This window comes from Xenorhabdus eapokensis (genome assembly GCF_001908105.1).
Genome location: NZ_MKGQ01000044.1, coordinates 1 through 16380, shown reverse-complemented (window position 1 = coordinate 16380; position 16380 = coordinate 1). Strand labels below are relative to the sequence as shown.

At 53.3% G+C, this 16380-nt stretch carries 16 protein-coding genes and 3 pseudogenes; 2 read left to right on the top strand and 17 right to left on the bottom strand.

What is annotated here, in order from left to right; all coding sequences use genetic code 11:
• Positions 1–94: pseudogene (locus Xedl_RS25870) on the top strand (IS5/IS1182 family transposase); the annotation flags it as partial.
• Between the two features lie 62 nt (positions 95–156).
• On the opposite strand, the pseudogene Xedl_RS17540 reads toward Xedl_RS25870, so the two are convergent.
• From Xedl_RS17540 to Xedl_RS35715, 3 genes and pseudogenes are all read right to left on the bottom strand, one after another.
• Positions 157–1329, bottom strand: a pseudogene (locus Xedl_RS17540) (integrating conjugative element protein); the annotation flags it as partial.
• A 59-nt stretch (positions 1330–1388) separates the two neighbouring features.
• On the bottom strand, positions 1389–2357 hold the full coding sequence (locus Xedl_RS17535) for a TIGR03756 family integrating conjugative element protein (RefSeq protein WP_074025065.1): 969 nt from the start codon (positions 2355–2357) through the stop codon (positions 1389–1391).
• Complete coding sequence (locus Xedl_RS35715) at positions 2354–2482, bottom strand: hypothetical protein (protein WP_279625371.1); 129 nt, start codon at positions 2480–2482, stop codon at positions 2354–2356. Before Xedl_RS35715 ends, Xedl_RS17535 begins: the two co-directional genes overlap by 4 nt.
• Positions 2483–2902: 420 nt before the next feature.
• On the opposite strand from Xedl_RS35715, the gene Xedl_RS17525 reads away from it, so the two are divergent.
• Positions 2903–3694, top strand: a complete 792-nt coding sequence (locus Xedl_RS17525; protein WP_074025063.1) for a hypothetical protein — start codon at positions 2903–2905, stop codon at positions 3692–3694.
• Positions 3695–3739: 45 nt separating this feature from the next.
• On the opposite strand, the pseudogene Xedl_RS17520 reads toward Xedl_RS17525, so the two are convergent.
• From Xedl_RS17520 to Xedl_RS17455, 14 genes and pseudogenes are all read right to left on the bottom strand, one after another.
• A pseudogene (locus Xedl_RS17520) lies at positions 3740–4057 on the bottom strand (TraU family protein); the annotation flags it as partial.
• A complete protein-coding gene (locus tag Xedl_RS17515) occupies positions 4054–4452 on the bottom strand; it encodes a TIGR03757 family integrating conjugative element protein (protein ID WP_074025062.1) in 399 nt (132 codons plus the stop codon). The gene Xedl_RS17515 and the pseudogene Xedl_RS17520, both read right to left, overlap by 4 nt.
• A 129-nt stretch (positions 4453–4581) precedes the next feature.
• Positions 4582–7827: an Ig-like domain-containing protein gene (locus Xedl_RS17510; RefSeq protein WP_074025061.1), complete on the bottom strand. Its 3246-nt coding sequence runs from the start codon at positions 7825–7827 to the stop codon at positions 4582–4584.
• Between the two features lie 101 nt (positions 7828–7928).
• Positions 7929–8402, bottom strand: a complete 474-nt coding sequence (locus tag Xedl_RS17505) for a hypothetical protein (protein ID WP_074025060.1) — start codon at positions 8400–8402, stop codon at positions 7929–7931.
• 73 nt (positions 8403–8475) lie between these two features.
• Entirely contained in the window at positions 8476–11223 is a 2748-nt protein-coding gene (locus Xedl_RS17500; protein WP_074025059.1) for a conjugative transfer ATPase, read from the bottom strand.
• A complete protein-coding gene (locus Xedl_RS17495) occupies positions 11223–11624 on the bottom strand; it encodes a TIGR03751 family conjugal transfer lipoprotein (RefSeq protein WP_074025058.1) in 402 nt (133 codons plus the stop codon). The genes Xedl_RS17500 and Xedl_RS17495 overlap by 1 nt, the downstream gene beginning before the upstream one ends.
• Positions 11612–11968: a hypothetical protein gene (locus Xedl_RS17490; protein WP_074025057.1), complete on the bottom strand. Its 357-nt coding sequence runs from the start codon at positions 11966–11968 to the stop codon at positions 11612–11614. Before Xedl_RS17490 ends, Xedl_RS17495 begins: the two co-directional genes overlap by 13 nt.
• A complete protein-coding gene (locus tag Xedl_RS17485) occupies positions 11968–13383 on the bottom strand; it encodes a TIGR03752 family integrating conjugative element protein (protein ID WP_074025056.1) in 1416 nt (471 codons plus the stop codon). Before Xedl_RS17485 ends, Xedl_RS17490 begins: the two co-directional genes overlap by 1 nt.
• Positions 13373–14206, bottom strand: coding sequence for a TIGR03749 family integrating conjugative element protein (locus Xedl_RS17480; protein ID WP_074025055.1), 834 nt, complete (start codon positions 14204–14206; stop codon positions 13373–13375). Before Xedl_RS17480 ends, Xedl_RS17485 begins: the two co-directional genes overlap by 11 nt.
• The gene (locus Xedl_RS17475) at positions 14203–14859 is read right to left on the bottom strand and encodes a PFL_4703 family integrating conjugative element protein (RefSeq protein WP_074025054.1); all 657 of its coding nucleotides are present in this window, start codon (positions 14857–14859) and stop codon (positions 14203–14205) included. The genes Xedl_RS17480 and Xedl_RS17475 overlap by 4 nt, the downstream gene beginning before the upstream one ends.
• Entirely contained in the window at positions 14856–15212 is a 357-nt protein-coding gene (locus Xedl_RS17470; protein WP_074025053.1) for a TIGR03750 family conjugal transfer protein, read from the bottom strand. Before Xedl_RS17470 ends, Xedl_RS17475 begins: the two co-directional genes overlap by 4 nt.
• A gap of 10 nt (positions 15213–15222) precedes the next feature.
• Positions 15223–15588 (bottom strand): TIGR03745 family integrating conjugative element membrane protein, encoded by a 366-nt coding sequence (locus Xedl_RS17465; RefSeq protein ID WP_074025052.1) that lies wholly within the window; start codon positions 15586–15588, stop codon positions 15223–15225.
• A 34-nt stretch (positions 15589–15622) separates the two neighbouring features.
• Positions 15623–15859: a TIGR03758 family integrating conjugative element protein gene (locus tag Xedl_RS17460; RefSeq protein WP_074025051.1), complete on the bottom strand. Its 237-nt coding sequence runs from the start codon at positions 15857–15859 to the stop codon at positions 15623–15625.
• Positions 15856–16185 carry an integrative conjugative element protein, RAQPRD family gene (locus Xedl_RS17455; protein ID WP_074025050.1) on the bottom strand — a complete coding sequence of 110 codons (330 nt, stop codon included), beginning with the start codon at positions 16183–16185 and terminating at the stop codon, positions 15856–15858. Before Xedl_RS17455 ends, Xedl_RS17460 begins: the two co-directional genes overlap by 4 nt.
• Positions 16186–16380: the final 195 nt, after the last annotated feature.

The window sequence follows — 16380 nt, the reverse complement described above, 5'->3', positions numbered from 1 at the left end:
GTGGAAGAACTGTGAGAGATATTTGAATACCAGCCTTCAGTTCGTCAATCTGGCATTTCTCGTCGTGTTGCTGCGTAGAAAAAATACTGAATAGGCTGTTAAGGCATGGATTTCCCGGTCCAGTGCCTCAATCCGCCGTTCGCCTTCCGCCAGGGCTTCCGATTGTGCCGCCGCATTGGGTTCAGACATGCCGGTAATCAGCATTCGCCGCATTAACAATGCCATCTCTGTGGTTTCGGCCATCGCCAGTTCGCCGGCCAAACGTGCTGTCAGTGCAGCTTTATCCGGATCACGCTGCAACGCCTGAATGACACCCTGAGTGACCGTCAAACTACCGGTTTTCAGTTTCGCCAGATTGGCTATCGTCGGTTTTTCCGTGCCGCTGACCAGTTTCAGCAACTGTTCCGTATTGGTTTTGGTATGCGCTTCCAGCATCGGGGCAAAACCCGTTCCTGCTACCGTCGTACCCGGCTGGTGTTTTTCACCACCGCTGATGCAGTCTGCTGCGTGAGCACAGGTGCGGATTGCCCGGTCGCCCAATACCCTGACCACTGCTTCTGCCGCTTCACTCGCTGTGCTGAATTTACGACAGGCACTGCCCTCACAATTTTGGGTCCTGACCGATGATTGGCTCAGCACCGGCAGCTGATTCATCATATTAAAGCCGGCGCTGGCTAAATCGCGGGTCGGACGAATGGCATGCTGCCCCTTGCCCCCCTGCCTTTGCCCGCCAATCCATGGATGCCCGCCGGCACCGGTCACTTTGCTGCCGGCGTTATTAGCGCGCACCGCATCACCATCCCCGCCATTGACCAGACTTTTGTATTCCTGCAAGGCCGCCGATTGAGTCCATTTATTGTTCTGCGCAAAATCCATCATCTTATTGGCCATGGCCTGGCAATTGAACTGGGCTTTGTCGAAGGCGACATTGGCCTGCAAAACGCCGTTAGTCAGCATGTCATACAGCCCCGGATTGGCTCGCTGGATAATCATCGCCGGCAGGCTGGCTACGGCACCGGTCGCACCCTGAATCACATCACTCATCAGGTTCTTGAACCCGGCCGTGATACCGTTTAACTGGTTGCTGACGGTCGCTTTCAGGTCAAAATTGCCGCACATCAAATCCGAGCGCCAGCCCAGTTCTAACCCGCCAAGGGTGGCTGAACCACTGCGACTGGCGGGTTCAGAAATCACCGAACCGCCCCCCAGGGTATAGAACAGCGTATCGGATACCGCACCGCTGGCCTCTGCCCCATAACCCAGTGCACTTCGGTTCACCTGCGGTAATGTGAGGGACAGCCCGGCTGCGTTGGACTGTACAGAAGTCATGGCTAGACCACTGATTATCAGTAATAACGCGTTTATCTTCGTCATCATTCATCCTTTTTTCAGATAGCTGTGCTGCTGAGAAAACGTTGTCCCCGCCGCTGGCAGCAACTGTAAGGCTGCCACAGGGCATAGGCTTGATTGCCATCGATTGCAGCCGAATGTTCACCATCAGGAAACACGGCACAGGACGGGCTTAGCTTCGGTGATAACCGTTGCCATTGGTGATTTTTCGTGCCGGTATTTTCTTTCACCGGCTCCGGTGGCCAGTAACCGGCGGTGGGTGTGCCTTTCAGTGTCTGATAAACATGGGATTGTCCGGTTCGGGTGATGATATCCGCCACCCGCTGCGCCACCACGGCGGCAGTCTTATCCTCATCGGTCTGATTGACAAACCCTGAGCGTGGATAAATATTGCCCCACAGATTCCCGGCCATCTGGCTGCCCAGCTCCCGCTGACCGGGAATAAGGGCTTCCGGATAGAACGATTCCGGCAAACCGGAGCGCCACGCCATCGTATCCAGCGTGCTGAGAAAATAAGGCATCAACGGGGTGGCTGCACTGCGGCAGGCATAACCGGGAATGTGCCCGCCTATCAGGTTGGTCGCGGGATGCCCGATGGCATCGGCATATTTAAAACGCAGGCTGGTACGCCGTTGCCCGGCAATCTGGACATTGTGATGTCCCCCGCCGGCATTCAGATGAGATAACGCCCCGGTCACCGTATTTTCCACTCCGCCGGATAATCGGCTGACTTGCGCCATGTCTGACCACGGGTTGCCACCGGGGGCGTGATAGGTGGACACCACCGCTTCGGGAAGATAATGGGTCACCTTAACCGATATTTTCACGGTACAACCGTGCCAGCCACAGAGTAACCAGTAACAGATGCCACTGACCCGCCACTGAATGCAGGCGGGCGAGAGACTGCTGGCGACAATCTGAGCGGTATTGATTGAGGCCTGCGTAACCGGGGAAAATGCCGCTATTAGGGTGATGAACGCAGGAAAAGTCACACGTTGAATACTCATGGTTGAGTCTGCTCCCTGAGTGCGCGTGCGTTCGCCACATCCGCTGTGCCATACACCACCGTGCCCGCACCTGCACTCCCTGCCACCCCCCCTCCCCGCAAAAATATTAAATACGGCTTTTTCATCCTCTCCGCCTCTGTTGCTCTGTTGCAAACCATCAGGCCAGCGTGAAGAAAGCCACCGTAAAAGTCAGCCCGTAACTGATTTTCTGAAAATGAAAATAAACACACCGGCTGACAAAATTTGTAATGAACTCAATGAAAAATATGCCGATAACACAGTCAGCATTTCACCATAATGAGCAACAAGGACATGCATCAATAACGGGATTTGCCTGTTCCTTTTCTGTCCGGCTATCAGATGGCATAAGTCAGCGGAAACCAACAGAAGCTTCATGAGAATAAGGAAAATGATACCCTGTCAATAAAAAAATACCTGACGACGTTGCAACAGAGGCATTCCCCCGCTGGAAAAAGGCAGACTGGCGGCAGCGCCGACTGATACACACTGACCACCATTATCAATCTTGGAGAGGAACACGATACATGATAAATCCCATGCAAAACGAAATCACCGTTCCAGAAGGCTGGTTTCTTCTTATTAATGGCGAGATCCCCTTTTATTGCGATTGTGGATGTACTGTCGCCGATTTTGCGGCGGCGAGAAAACTGATCGGCTATAACAAAAAAAACGGTATCTATTTCAGGTTCGTCTATGAATCCACTGACATAGAAGAGTGTGCACCGCAGCCGGGAATATATGTCCTGACTATCAAAAAATACAATTACACCCACAATTCCGGTCATTTTGGCCGTTGTGTTTATGCGGAAGTAAAACAGACACAATGCCCGAAAGAATTTAAAAATATCATGACTGATATGTTAAAAATGTCGGAAGAACAGACCACTTTTGAAGCAATAAAACGGCCAAAACCACAAGGAAAATGCACACCTCAGTTACAGCAGTGCATTAATGATTTTTTTACCCACGTCAAGAAAGATCGCACAGATCAAATTATGGCCTTAGTCACCTCTTCAATGTATGAAGACGGAGAAGAAGATATTCTTTATTTGCGTGAATTGTACTATGGCGACTATGAAAATCCCTTTCAGAGAAATAATTTTATTAAAAGTAAAATACATAAAAAAGTGGTATCGGAGATCTACAACTACTTTGAAACACTCGATAAAACAAGAAAACTTGAAAATGGCCGGGATCTTTTTCCCTTTCTGTTTAGTTCCCCAAAATATGATATCAATACCATTGTGCCTAAAAATGTGAGTTTATGTGAAGTGTTTATGAGCATGAGCCATCTTCAGGATGAAAAAATCATGTGATAAAGCGTCAGAAGACTATTCCCTCGGCAGCCAGGTGGGATAACGCCCGGTGACAGCATTTTCCAGTCCGCCGGATAACCGGCTGACTTGCGCCATGTCTGCCCACGGATTGCCACCGGGGGCGTGATAGGTGGACACCACCGCTTCGGGGAGGTAGTGCGTGACTTTAACCGACGTTTTTACCGTACAGCCATGCCAGGAACAAAACAGCCAGTAACAAATACCGCTGACCCGCCACTGGATACAGGATGGCGAGAGACTGTCGGCCACAATCTGGGCAGTGTTGAGGGAAGCCTGCGCAAAGGGAGCAAACGCCGCTATCAGCGTGATGGCAACAGGAAAAGCAAGGCGGGGTGTCTTCATGGCTGGCGCGGCTCCCTGAGGGCATTTGCTTTTGCCACATCCACCGTGCCATACACCACATCCCGGTCATCAAACACCACCGCTGGATATTTACGCACACCTGATTGCCAGGCTTTAACAACAGCACGATAAGACTGAATCAGCTGCTGTTCCTGCTGATGCCATTGGGGTGATTGCAGAATAGCTTGTGCCTGAATAGCGGCTTGCTGCGGATCGGCAGAAAGGTGAGCGAAGATTTGTCTCTGATGTTGTTCAGCCGCATCCAGCCAGACAATTTGTGTCTCCGGGGAAAGATTGGCGGGAGGATGCTGACTGTCGGTATAAATAACCACTTTCGCATTAGCCGATAATGAGGCCAGCACGCCCCCCCAAAGCAATAAAGCCGACTTCCACATAGTCCACTTCCCGTTTTATCAAACACTGGGATAGCCTGAAGAAATGCATTATTGATGTCAGTAATTAATTAGTTTTCCGAAAAATGAAAAAAGGGACTGAAGATCAAAGCAAAACCGCCCTGTTATTCATTAACGACTGCACGCAAATCCTGTCATCGGCCAGCCATTTCGCATCCATCGATCTGTTTCTGCCCAAAACGCCCATTTCGCCTGATGCTCTGCTGAACCTGAGCTGGCCGCCAGATAATCCGTTGATGTCACGTAAAATTCCCGCGCCCAACCATCATAAAGGTAAAAGTTCCCCCATTCCTCATAGAGCCGTTCGAGGGCATATTTGGAGGCAATCCGGCTGCCGAGTGATTGGCAAAGCTGTTTCGCATGAGAATAAAAATCTTTCGTCAGGCCGGAGCGCTCAAACCAGGTGTGAACCGTCAAGGTCAGTGCTACCTGTTGCCCGGTCTCATCAGTGCCGGTGAGCCTGACTCTGTCAGGATTTTGTTGCACCGTCACCCCATCCCCCGATACCGTCACCGAGGATGAATCACTCTGCCAGTTCACCCGACCTGTATTGCCGGCCGTGATAAGGCGAAATTTCGCACCACGCCAGAGTACGGAAGGCCCCCGAAGACCAAACGATTTCTGGTTAGCATTGCCGCCCTGACGGTCAATGGCAACGGTATCAACCAGGCGTAACGGCAGGATAAATTCCACAGAGGAGACGACTGACTGCTCACCAACGTCAGCAGTGACCGAAGCCTGTCCAACATGACGACTGACAAGGGTTGCTGTTGCATTTCCCTGACGGTCTGTCCTGTCTTCTGCAAAAATCATCTCGCCAAGGTTGCCAGACCAGTCAACCGCTTTATCCGGAACTCCCTGCCCATGAATATCGGTGACGGTGACAGTAAAAGTCACCCGATCTTCGCCATCCGCCGCAGCACGGGTTTTATTGACCCTGATGGTGGATAACAGCACTTCATCAAACGCCACCATGGGGGTGGCCACTTTATGATCTTCAACCTGGATTTGCACCTGATGCAGCCCAGCAAACGTGCTGTTCAATCGAACTTGCGTTTGTCCCTGAGGGTCAGTTTGTGTGCGTTCTGAAGACAACACACCGTGATCTGCTTGCCAACTCACCGGCTGATTTGCCACAGGTGATCCCAATGAATCTCGCACTATAGCCGTTAACACAATCGTATCCTGCCCATCACCTTTAGCCCTGACTTTGTCCACCGTGATCGCGGGTTTCAGCCGGCGTTCAAACATCACCGGAGCAGCATCAAGGGTTTTTCCCGCCACCTCGGCTTTCACCGTTGCCCTCCCTGCGATGCGGCTGATTAACCGGGCTGTCGCTTCTCCCTGACTGTTTGTCTGTTCCTGCCTGTCCAGCAGTTGCCCTCTACCCACTGACCATTGCACTTTGCTGTTGGCAACGGGGTGATCTGCTGCATCGCGCACGTTCACCGTATAAAGAATGCTGTCCTGGCCATCGGCCATCGCGGTTTGTTTGTCTGCCTGAAGTGTGTGCGTTAACGAAGCGATAAAAGTAATCGGTGAAGCCATCACCATTTCACTGCCAACCGCCACGGTCACTGCGGCATTTCCTGATACTTTGCTGGTTAAATAGGCGGTGGCCTGCCCTTTCGCATCAGTCATCAATGAAAATGAGGAGAACTGACCGAGCGGGGTCTGCCAGCCAACAGCCTGATTGGGCACAGGTTGACCATCGGCGTTTTTAACCGTGACCGTCAAGGTCGCCCTCGATTGCCCATCCGCCTGAACGCTGTGCTTATCAATGGTAATTTCGGGTATCAGCACCGCATCAAACTGGACTGAAGGTGCAACAGCAACCTCTTCATCCACGGAAACACGTACCGTATGCAGCCCCTGCTGACGACTGCGCAGCACGACCGATGCCTGCCCCTGCGCATCCGTATCCTGCCGGGTTTGGGATAATTCGCCTTTATCACTTGACCAGATAACCGCCTGAGTGGAAACAGGAGCGCCTTCCTGATCGGTGACAAGGACGGTATAGATCACACTGTCATGACCATCGGCTTTGGCCTGCGTTTTATTCGCTGTCACCTGCCATCGCTTTTCGGTCGGCAGGCTTACCACCATGATTTCTGCCCGGTTGGAACGGTTACCCCGATTATCAACGACAACCCCCGAAAGCCGGACGGGTTTTCCCGTGGTTTTCGGCAACCGTAATGTCACTTTACCTGGTTGCTGATCAAGTACTTTCCCGCCTGCCTGCTGTAATTCAGCCGTATCCAGCGCTAAACGTGCCAGGGGATATTGGGATTGGATAACCGGCACAAAGGTCACTTCCTTGCCTTCATAGCCTTTAACCGAAGTCGGAAAGGCCAGCGTCAGCAACGTTTGCTTCTGATAATCCAGTACCATATCACTGCGCCGGTTCACAAAATCAAACTGACTGGATCTCAGGCTGCGCAGGGGAGCGACCGCGTTCGGGTCAAGTTGATGGCCGAACGGAACACCCAACCGATAATTGAGGTTCAGGGTAAAACGGTTCTCACTGACCCCTTGCTTACCCTGCCGAAAATCGGCACCCAGTGTGACTAAGGGGACTGGCGTGTAAGTCAGCCCGGCGATGACGCTGTACGGATTTTTCTGGCGTTCGGATCCACCGAATAAGGCAACCTGCTGCCCATAATAGTGTTCATACGTCAACTGCCCGCCCCAGTGAGGAAAAGCCGGCAAATACGCTTCGGCCTGAATATCCCAGCCATTGGCCGGTCTTGCATCGAAATCGGTGAGCCGGGCGGGTTTCCAGTGAGATAAGCGCTGGTAAAGGTTGGCAGACAGTTTGACGTTATCGTGCCAGGCTTCTAACCCAAGACTGTAACGGTGATGCTGCTCCGGCCACAACGCATCCCAGAAGATATTGGCACCCCAGAGCCAGTCATCGGCGACATAGCGATAGCCGAATCCAAGTGTGGTTGTTGTCTGGCCGTGGTGGGTTTTTACCCCTGACTGGCTGAATGCGGTACCCGAAACCGAGTGATAAAAAGGCAGCAATCCATCCAATGCAATGTCTTTTAACGCAAAATGGCTGTCGAAAGGCAGTGTGAGGCGGGCATTGCCGTATTGGTTCAACCACGGTGTCAGTGTTGATGTCACCGCAGACGATAATTGCTGGGCAGCCAGTGTTTTTGCCGCTTCGCTGGGTGACTGCGATTGAGTCAGTTGCCCCCATTGGGTGGTGATTTCGGCCAGTTTTTGTGCCGGCAGATCTTGGTTTTGATCTTCTGGCCTGGCCTGACCGGGAAAACTCAGCGACAGACTTAACCCGCTAATAATCAGCCATTTTGTTCTATTGTGCCAAGTGGATTGTTTTTTTTGCACCACGGATTGTGACCCTTTTCATTCATACTGAAAGGGGTAACATGCAGAAAAAGTGCTTTAAATACTGCGGTTAATTCTTTTTCTCATGGTGAAAATTACCTGGATCAGCGATGAACAGGAACCCCGTTAAATGTATGCGTACAGCACTGACACTGGACAGGAATATCATTTACTGACAGATTTGGATTTACCTTCCTTAAAAAACCGGATCCATCGACGAACAACCCGTTGTAATAACTGGATTCACCACAGCGGATATACTCTCTTTGTTCATGCTCATGTAACGCCACTAGCCAAAATAAAGGTTCTGGACTGTCCAGTCGCTGAATGGCTTCACTGTGAACCGCATCCCATTTTTCACCGACTTTACTCAATAAAAACATAAAAAGTGGCGTGTAATCTAAGCCGCGTCTTTGTTTGCCTTTCATAGACAGAAAGCAGGGCATATCTTCCCTGATTAATTTTTGTCTGGCTCGCTCCCATCGATATTCACCGCCATGATGAAAAACGAAATGGGTTGTCGTATTGACCCGGCGATAAAGTTTCTTTTTTCCATGATTGGATTGATGCTTTTTCATTCTTATATTCATCTCAATTTTTTAGGCAAGAAAGGTAACGTCAGTCAATCTACCCGATAATAAGATTAAATCGTTATGTCAGTTTTAACCCCCGCGCAACATCCATCTTTCTGGCCACCCACATCGCCGCCTCCAGTTCACTGCACTGATATTCCCGCATTAACGCCCGTCGTTCCGCTTTTTCTTCTTTTTCCGTCATCCCCAGTGCCAGATAAAGGCTCGGGGGCACGACCCGGAACAGGGCTTCAATTTTTTTCGCCAGCACCACGCCTTCGGTATAACAGCGGGGTAATTTACTGGCGGAGAGCAAGACGGCTTTCTGTTCTTCGTTAAGTTTTTTGAAGCGGGCGATTTGTTCGACTTCATCCGGAGGCATGGTCAGGCACAGCCACCATTCGGCCATATTCAGCATTTTCTCAGCCGTATCCGGGTAATCGGCGAGGTTTTGCGTCGCCAGCCACAGCCAGGCGCCCAGTTTACGCCACATTTTCACCACCTTGGTCATATAGGGCGACAGCAGCGGGTTGGTGGTGGTGATATGCCCTTCATCAATCACCAGTTGCAGTTCCCTGTCCTGATACTGATCGCGTTCGGCCAGATTATTCACCATATTAATCAGTGACACCATCGCCAGCGCCATTTGCGCCGAGTAGTTTTCCCGTGCCAGTGTGCCCAAATCAATCAGGGTGACATCCACTTCCGGCCACGGGGTGCCGGGACGGTTAAACAGTTCGCCTTCAAAACCCTGGGTAAACATCGACATGGCGCCGGCCATTTCATCTGCCCGCGCCCGCCGGTGTGCCGTAATTAAAGGTTGCCCATGCTCATCCTGCCGGTGATTGCGGGCGATAGCATACAGCGCATTTTGTAAGTCAGAAGCCAGCATCTGACGTTGCTCAACAAAGCTGATCTGTGCCGCCATCATAATGGCTTCGCGGATCAAACCCCGGTCGGAACGGGTTAAACGCTCTTCCTCTTTTTTCTCACCGCCGGTGATCATCAGCCGGGCCGCAATTTCCATCTCACCCAGAATATCACGCTGTTCATTCCCGTCATCCTGCGATTCATCGGTATCCGGAATATCGGCTTCATGAATACACAGTTGTCCGGGGCTCAGTTGCAGCAGCTGGTGCGCATCAGCAAACAGCGCCAGACTCACCCCACAACCGGGCTTGATACCGATTTTATTCACCGTCAGCCCCAGACTGGCGTAGTAATCGGCCAGTAAACCAAAGCTGTTGCCGGCTTCGACAATAAACAGGCGCGGTCGGTGGATGGCCACCAGTTGCACCAGGGAGGCGCACAACGTAGCGGATTTACCTGCCCCGGTCGGGCCAAATAATAATAAATGCGCATTCTGGGTGCGATCCTGTTTATTCATCGGATCGAAGGTCAGTGGTGCCCCACCGCGATTAAAGAAGCTGAATCCCGGGTGCCCGGTGCCGGTTGAACGGCCGGTCACCGGCATCAGTCCGGCCAGATGCTGCACCCAGCTCAGGCGGCTGTACCAGTGTTTCTTATCTTTCTGCGGATTAAACCCCATCGGCAAAGCGCGCAGATAGGCATTCAACGGGGACACACTGAATTCCGGTCGCACCGGCTGTAATCCGGCGGTCAGTAACGTTGATGATAACTGATGCACCCGCTGGTTCAGGTCAGTGATATCGTTGCCCCGCACCAGAAAGATCAGCGCACTGCGGTACAGTTTATGGCGTCGTCCCAGTAAGGCTTTGACTTCCTGCACATCCTGCCGGACACGCGCCGATCCGGTATTTTCCCCCACCGCATTTTTTGCCAGCCGGGTAAAATCCGCTTCCAGCGTATCCTGAGCCTGCGCCACGATGGTCAAAGAAACCACGGTGCCTTCCGGCATCATATCCATCAACGCATTGATATTATCCCCCCGTTTCACTTCCCCCGTCAGCGTGCCCGGTTCTGGCGGACGGCGCAGACGTTCAACCGGCACCGCTTTATGTGGCAGGCCATCAAACCACCAGATGCCATTGTCAGGATCAGACACCGGCGGGGTAAACCACAGGCTTTCGGCAAAATCATGATGAAGCGGGAGATCGGGCTGCGGGGGCGTTTCATCACTGACCGTGCGATAAAAATCGGCTTTTGCCATGCCCCAGTCCGGGGATGGATTAAAATGACGTAACAACCAACTGTGGATCTGCGCGCCATGCTGCCGGACAGCCACAATTCCCGCCGCCGCCAGTGACGACACCAGCCGCTCGCAGACCGGGTTGAGTGCGGCCACTGAAGATAACGTTGAGTTGGTTGCCTGTGATTGGTGGGCAGGCAGCCAGCGATAGACGACCATGCGCGTCTGGCGCTGCTGCCCCCGCCACGGTTGCCCGGTGATCAGGCTATCCTGAAATATGCCCTCAGGCCGGGCAATGCTGTTCAGGTGGCGCTCAGATTCAGCCAGAAAGGCCGCCGTAAACGCGGTCCCTTGCGCCCAGGGTTTGACGTAATCCCGTAATGTATTGAGATAGGCCGCAGGATCATCTTCGTCCTGACAAAAAAATTGCACCACCCACGGTGAGATATCGTCTTCCTCCAGACTGTCCTGGATCGCATCTTCCAGCTGATCCCTGATTTCAACCAGTCGTTCAAGCGGGCGCCCTTCGGTGGCAACAGGCTCGATGCGGTAGACTGCCCCGACGGAGACACCATCATCCAGCAACAGGCATTGACCGTCTTCCAGATATTCCACCCAGGGCAGATAATCGATAATGGAAGGGTTGGCCCGGTAAATCGCGGCTTCATCGGCTTCACGCAGCTGGCCGGGGCGGTGCAGCGGTTTGGGGATTTCCATCACAGGGCCTCCGTGCGTTCACCCGGCAGGGCGTACTGCACCTGCTGATAAAACGGGAACACGGTGCTGTAGCCCGGTATCGGCGTATTGCCGGCCGCCAGATGCGGAAACACATACATCACCATATCGGGATTGGGGAGACGGGGAAACTGCTGACTGATTTCCTGCTCAGCCGAACGGCTGTAATGATAGGGCGCTTCCAGCGCTCGTCTGTGTTCGGTCCCGGTCAACGTTCTGCGCAATGCGGTTCTTGCCTGCACGGGAGTGTGACCGGCTTTATTGCCCTGCCACATCGCCAGCACCGTCTGCTTTCCGGCAGGCAGCAACGTGTCTTTCGAGGTTGAACAACCGGCCATCAGCCCTGACAGACACAACACGACAACCGCGTTTATTTTTCGCATCGCTGAACCTCCGTAGTGCCCATGGTGGTAAAGGTGGCAAACTCAGGGTGGACAGCCAGTTCCGATACCGTAAACGCCAGGCGCTCCCACTGTTCCGGCTCAGCCTCGCTGTTGCCTGCCACCACGGATTGCCACTGTGTGTCTGACAGGCGAAAAACAGTAAAATCACCGTCACCCAACAGTTGACACGCCTTGCCGATGGCAAGACAGAGCCGGGATGTTTTTTTATCGGCAGGCCGCCAGCAGAGCTGAACCGGCACAGGTTCAGCGTGTAGGGGGTTGTTAATTTGCAGGCAATAGGGTTGGCTGGCACTGAACAGCCATTGAAAGACAGGCTTTTCCATTAATCTAAGGCTTCCTGAGTCGTATCATATTGAGTGGGTTCACTCACGCCGTAGTGCACCTTACGGCCTTTCGTTTCGTAATCTATCGCCAGACTCTGGGTGATATGCACCACAACGCCGGCACCGGGCGGCACGTAAACCGCATCAAACGTCTGGCTGTAACGTTGTTTGAGCCATTCGCCCATCTCCTTCATCCCCCCGGATATCGCTTTGCCTAATGCCGCCTGTCCGGCGTTGCCTGTTAAGGCGGAAGTGATACCGCCGGTGCCGTTGGTTTGGGCGGTGCGCTGACTCTCGTTCAAGGCGTCCCCGGCTGAATTCATGGCCGAGAGGGCAAACAACGTTGGCAGATAGGTGCTGGCATTGGATTTACGCTCACCGCTGATACAGGGAATGCCGTTTTCATCCGACAACCAGCCGATACCCTGCGGGTTTTGCCCTTTGCCCGGCAGGGTACGCACGGTGCCATCCTGAAACACAAACGTGATGGCATTGACCTGTCCCCGTACGCAGGAGAGGGTCCAGTCGCCACTGGCCGAGCCGGACACCACCGCCCCTTCCACTTCCGGCAGTTCGATACCGTTGGCGGTCAGGTTATCTTTGCCAATCAGGATCTTGAACGGGTAAGGGTCTGTCACGGTGCCATTGACCGGCACCCGACCGAGCAACGCAGTCATCGCCTGACTGCCTGCCAGCGTGGCATTTTCCGGCAGGGTATAGACCGGTTTTTCGTTTTCTTCCTTCAGCAAAGGGATCGGTGGGGGATTTTGCCCCGTTGCCGGTTGTTCACTTAAAAAAGAAGTCGGAAATTTCGCGGCCGGTTGGCCATAAGCCACGTTTGGGTTCTCAACCGGTTTTTCATCGGCAGGCGTCACCCAAATGAGTTCATCCTGCCCCCTGACTGGATTGGACGCATACTGATTCCCTGCCAGTCCCAACCCAAGGGGTATTGAACTATCCTGAGCAGGCAACGGTGCTGAATTTAACCGCTCGGTGAGTAAATCAACCTGTGCCAGTAATCCCTGCTGCTCATCCTGCAACGTGCGCTGACGCTGTTCATCGTCCCGACGAATAGCCGTAACCGCCGTATCTATCTGGCTGGCAACATCCTGATTCTGACTTTTTAACTGGTTATTTTCTTTTAAAATATCGGCATTCTGCTGGCTTAAACGTTTCTGCTCTGCCCGCACTTTATTGAGGGCGCCTATCAGGGTACGCAGGGTATCTTCCGGCGTATCGCCCCCGACCCCCAGCGCCTGCAACTCTTCCGGTGACAGCGTGGCCAGCACATGATCCGCTGTCGTGCCGGGCGCGGCACTTTCCGTTGAACGGCAACTTTTGATGCCAATAACCCCGCCGATAAGCAATACCACCGGCACCAGTATTTTCACCAACGCATTAGACTTAACTTCCATGGCGGCCTCCCGGTTTCACCGATACCGGCTCAGGGATAAAGGTATTATCCGGCTGCCCTTTTGTGACCAGGTACAATACCGTCGTATCCTCCGGCGTTCCCGTTTCAGCCAGCCAGCGATGCTGGAACGTGGCCGCGACAAACTGCCCCTGTAATTCTCGCGGGTCGAGGGTGATTTTTCGTTGGGTGGGATTGCGCAGTTTCAGTGCTGCCACTGTGTGATGGTGCAGTCTCCAGCCGGCCAGCGGGGTAATTTCAATCGGCTCTGACGGGTAAAGCGTCGTGATAAACTCAGGTAAATGCAGATTCACCGGCTGGATGCCGGTCACCGGCTCGACGGTACGTAATGGGGCATACAATTGCTGCGCGGCATAGCGGATTAAGGCCACCGGAACGGGCGCAGATAATTGGGGTTTACTCTGGTGTTGTGATTTTTCGGTTGAAGCAGGTTGTTTTTCATTCGGGTAAATAATGCGTACCGGTTCAGTGGCATCGGTTTTTCCTGCGGTCACATCCAGTAAAATGATTTCGCCATTTTCGCTGTCCTGCAATTGCAGGCGGGTTGACGGGAAAGCATGGCTGGCTTTCAGGTACACCGCCCCGCCGGCACTTTGTACCCGCAATTTATCACTGAGTGACGGCGGCAAACCGATACGGACATTCCGCTCCGCAAAAATAATCCGCTCTTGCCCCACCTTAAGCGCAATGGCTAACGGCACACGTTCCCATTTCATCAGTTCATCGGCCTTAGCGCCGACGCAAAACAGCAACAGGCAGGCCAAACCCAGCCAAACACGGCGACAGCCAGGTGGATATCCTTTCATTGAAATACCCCCTTTCTCTGTTCCAAAGGTTGCGGCATCGCTTCCAGCCGCTGTGGCATGCCGTCATAACAATCCAGTGCTAATCCGAAGGGATTACGCTCGGCATCGCCCTCCCAGCGCACCACTTTCAGGGGGTAGCGCACTAATGCCCGTTTGACCGGTTCGGCGTGATAATATTCATCGGCCACCAAATCCAGCCGGACGACCCAGTTATCCCGGTCACGCACCGTCACACGGCGCGTCCCATAGCCGCGGCCGGGGATCTCATACACCACGCGCACCCGGTCAAGCAGCTCGCCACTGTCAGCCCGGGTTTTGGCATCTTCCCGCAGAAAATCCTGACAGGCCGGCGTCAGATAAGGAGAAAGTGCATCAATTTTGGCCGGATAGTCCTGTGCGCCATTTTTCGGCCAGGCATTCAGTTGCTGGAAGATATAAAAGGCGAAACTGTAGACACTGGGTGTCGGCACTTCCCACCACGGGCGTGTGCTGCCGGTACGTAAGTCCGGCGGATGATGGATAGTGAGATTGCGCGGTGACGCCATCCAGCCCGTCAGGCTCAGCAGCAATACCCCCACCAAAATACCGCACGCCACCCGCAGGGTCAGAATATGCTGATCCCGGTTTTTGATTGCATGACGAAACCGGCTCATCGCACGCTCCGGCTACGGCGCAACGACCAGCCCCGGGCGGCAATAATCAAAGCCGGATCACCGAGACCCAGCCGGCGTTTTTTCTCTTCCAGTTTCAGCCAGAGATAATTCTCCGGCTTACCCCGCTTGAGGTGTGCGAGCCAACGCCCGCCAAAGCTTATCAGTAACAAGGGCATCACCAACATGCCGGTCGGGAGCATGACCCAACCGGCTAAGGGGATCAGGGGAAGGCTGACGGCCAGTCCGAGCACGATCCCCGCCAGGGCGGCCAGTCCCAGCTCCGGCGTGGTGAACCCGCGAAAGACCACCGGTTCGGCGTTTAAACGGTCCGGTAAGAAAGCGATTGTCTGCATGGTGATGCCCTTAAAAAATAATGCTGGCCGATTTTGACAGCAGCCAAATCACGGCAACCAACAGCACCACGCCGACCACGACGATGGCACCAAACTGGGTCCAGGTTGATTTGCCATCCCGCACTTCGGAAAACGTTTCGACGGCAGCCGAAGCCACCTTAAAGAACGCCACCGCTGAGAGGATCAACCCGCCAATCACAATGCCATCCTGCGCGTACCCTTTCGCCTGTCCCAGCAATCCGCCCCCGCCACCACTTTTTGGCGGTTCGATAGCCGGTAAATCAGCCCGGGCGGATTCACAGGACAGGCAGCACAATAAAAGAAAGGCATTTATTCGGGCACCGATACGCCGGCAGACGGTAAAAATGGGCTTCATAGTGACTCTGTTCCTTTTCATTGTGTTCATTGCCTCAGCTCGCAAACATCCAGACAGCCACGACCAGTAATACCGCGGTTCGGATGGCAAACTGGCTGAGGGTCTGATTACGCATTTTTTCATTTGCCCAGCCGTTCCAGACATCCACCGCCGCCCAGGCCGCCCAGAAAAATAAGGTGGCTAAGAAAAATCCGACACACACCAGAGACAAAAAAGTGATATCAAAGTGTCCGGAGGCCACTTCAAAGGCATGGCGTTGCGCCGGCGTCATTGCGGGTTTTCCTGACGGTAATGGCCGGATAACAAGCCGGATTCATGGGGCTGGTCACGGGAAGGCATAAGGTAGTGATCGATACCGGCTTTAATGGTGTTGAGATCGGCTTTGATGCGCGAATAATCAAAGTCATAACGAGGGTGTTTTGCAGTGTCAGATTGCTTTTCTGCGAGACTTGCGCGCGCCAGGGCCATTTGTACCTGCTCAATCAGACGCTTTGCACTGGCCAGTTCATCTTTCTCCGCCGCTTGCGCCTGCGGCATACACCACACAGCCAATCCCAGCAGGCCGGCAAAACAGGATATCGAAAAGCCACCGCGCATAAACACTCACCTCGTCATGGATGCCAAGATGCCGAGGATGCGGGGTTTTTTCGCGGCAGTCAGCAATAAACTCTTTATGCTTTGGTAAAAATTAGCTAAATAGTCTGACTAATTTATTGGGTTAACGATTTAATAATGAAGGAAGACACATGCTGCGAATTGATTTAAACGTCCCCGACGATGAATACGAGAAAG

What these genes read in the sequence shown, in the direction of transcription:
- Xedl_RS17535 (WP_074025065.1), bottom strand. Translation starts at nt 2,357, where the DNA reads ATGAGTATTCAACGTGTGACTTTTCCTGCGTTCATCACCCTAATAGCG.
- Xedl_RS35715 (WP_279625371.1), bottom strand. Translation starts at nt 2,482, where the DNA reads ATGAAAAAGCCGTATTTAATATTTTTGCGGGGAGGGGGGGTGGCAGGG.
- Xedl_RS17525 (WP_074025063.1), top strand. Translation starts at nt 2,903, where the DNA reads ATGATAAATCCCATGCAAAACGAAATCACCGTTCCAGAAGGCTGGTTT.
- Xedl_RS17515 (WP_074025062.1), bottom strand. Translation starts at nt 4,452, where the DNA reads ATGTGGAAGTCGGCTTTATTGCTTTGGGGGGGCGTGCTGGCCTCATTA.
- Xedl_RS17505 (WP_074025060.1), bottom strand. Translation starts at nt 8,402, where the DNA reads ATGAAAAAGCATCAATCCAATCATGGAAAAAAGAAACTTTATCGCCGG.
- Xedl_RS17500 (WP_074025059.1), bottom strand. Translation starts at nt 11,223, where the DNA reads ATGGAAATCCCCAAACCGCTGCACCGCCCCGGCCAGCTGCGTGAAGCC.
- Xedl_RS17495 (WP_074025058.1), bottom strand. Translation starts at nt 11,624, where the DNA reads ATGCGAAAAATAAACGCGGTTGTCGTGTTGTGTCTGTCAGGGCTGATG.
- Xedl_RS17490 (WP_074025057.1), bottom strand. Translation starts at nt 11,968, where the DNA reads ATGGAAAAGCCTGTCTTTCAATGGCTGTTCAGTGCCAGCCAACCCTAT.
- Xedl_RS17485 (WP_074025056.1), bottom strand. Translation starts at nt 13,383, where the DNA reads ATGGAAGTTAAGTCTAATGCGTTGGTGAAAATACTGGTGCCGGTGGTA.
- Xedl_RS17480 (WP_074025055.1), bottom strand. Translation starts at nt 14,206, where the DNA reads ATGAAAGGATATCCACCTGGCTGTCGCCGTGTTTGGCTGGGTTTGGCC.
- Xedl_RS17475 (WP_074025054.1), bottom strand. Translation starts at nt 14,859, where the DNA reads ATGAGCCGGTTTCGTCATGCAATCAAAAACCGGGATCAGCATATTCTG.
- Xedl_RS17470 (WP_074025053.1), bottom strand. Translation starts at nt 15,212, where the DNA reads ATGCAGACAATCGCTTTCTTACCGGACCGTTTAAACGCCGAACCGGTG.
- Xedl_RS17465 (WP_074025052.1), bottom strand. Translation starts at nt 15,588, where the DNA reads ATGAAGCCCATTTTTACCGTCTGCCGGCGTATCGGTGCCCGAATAAAT.
- Xedl_RS17460 (WP_074025051.1), bottom strand. Translation starts at nt 15,859, where the DNA reads ATGACGCCGGCGCAACGCCATGCCTTTGAAGTGGCCTCCGGACACTTT.
- Xedl_RS17455 (WP_074025050.1), bottom strand. Translation starts at nt 16,185, where the DNA reads ATGCGCGGTGGCTTTTCGATATCCTGTTTTGCCGGCCTGCTGGGATTG.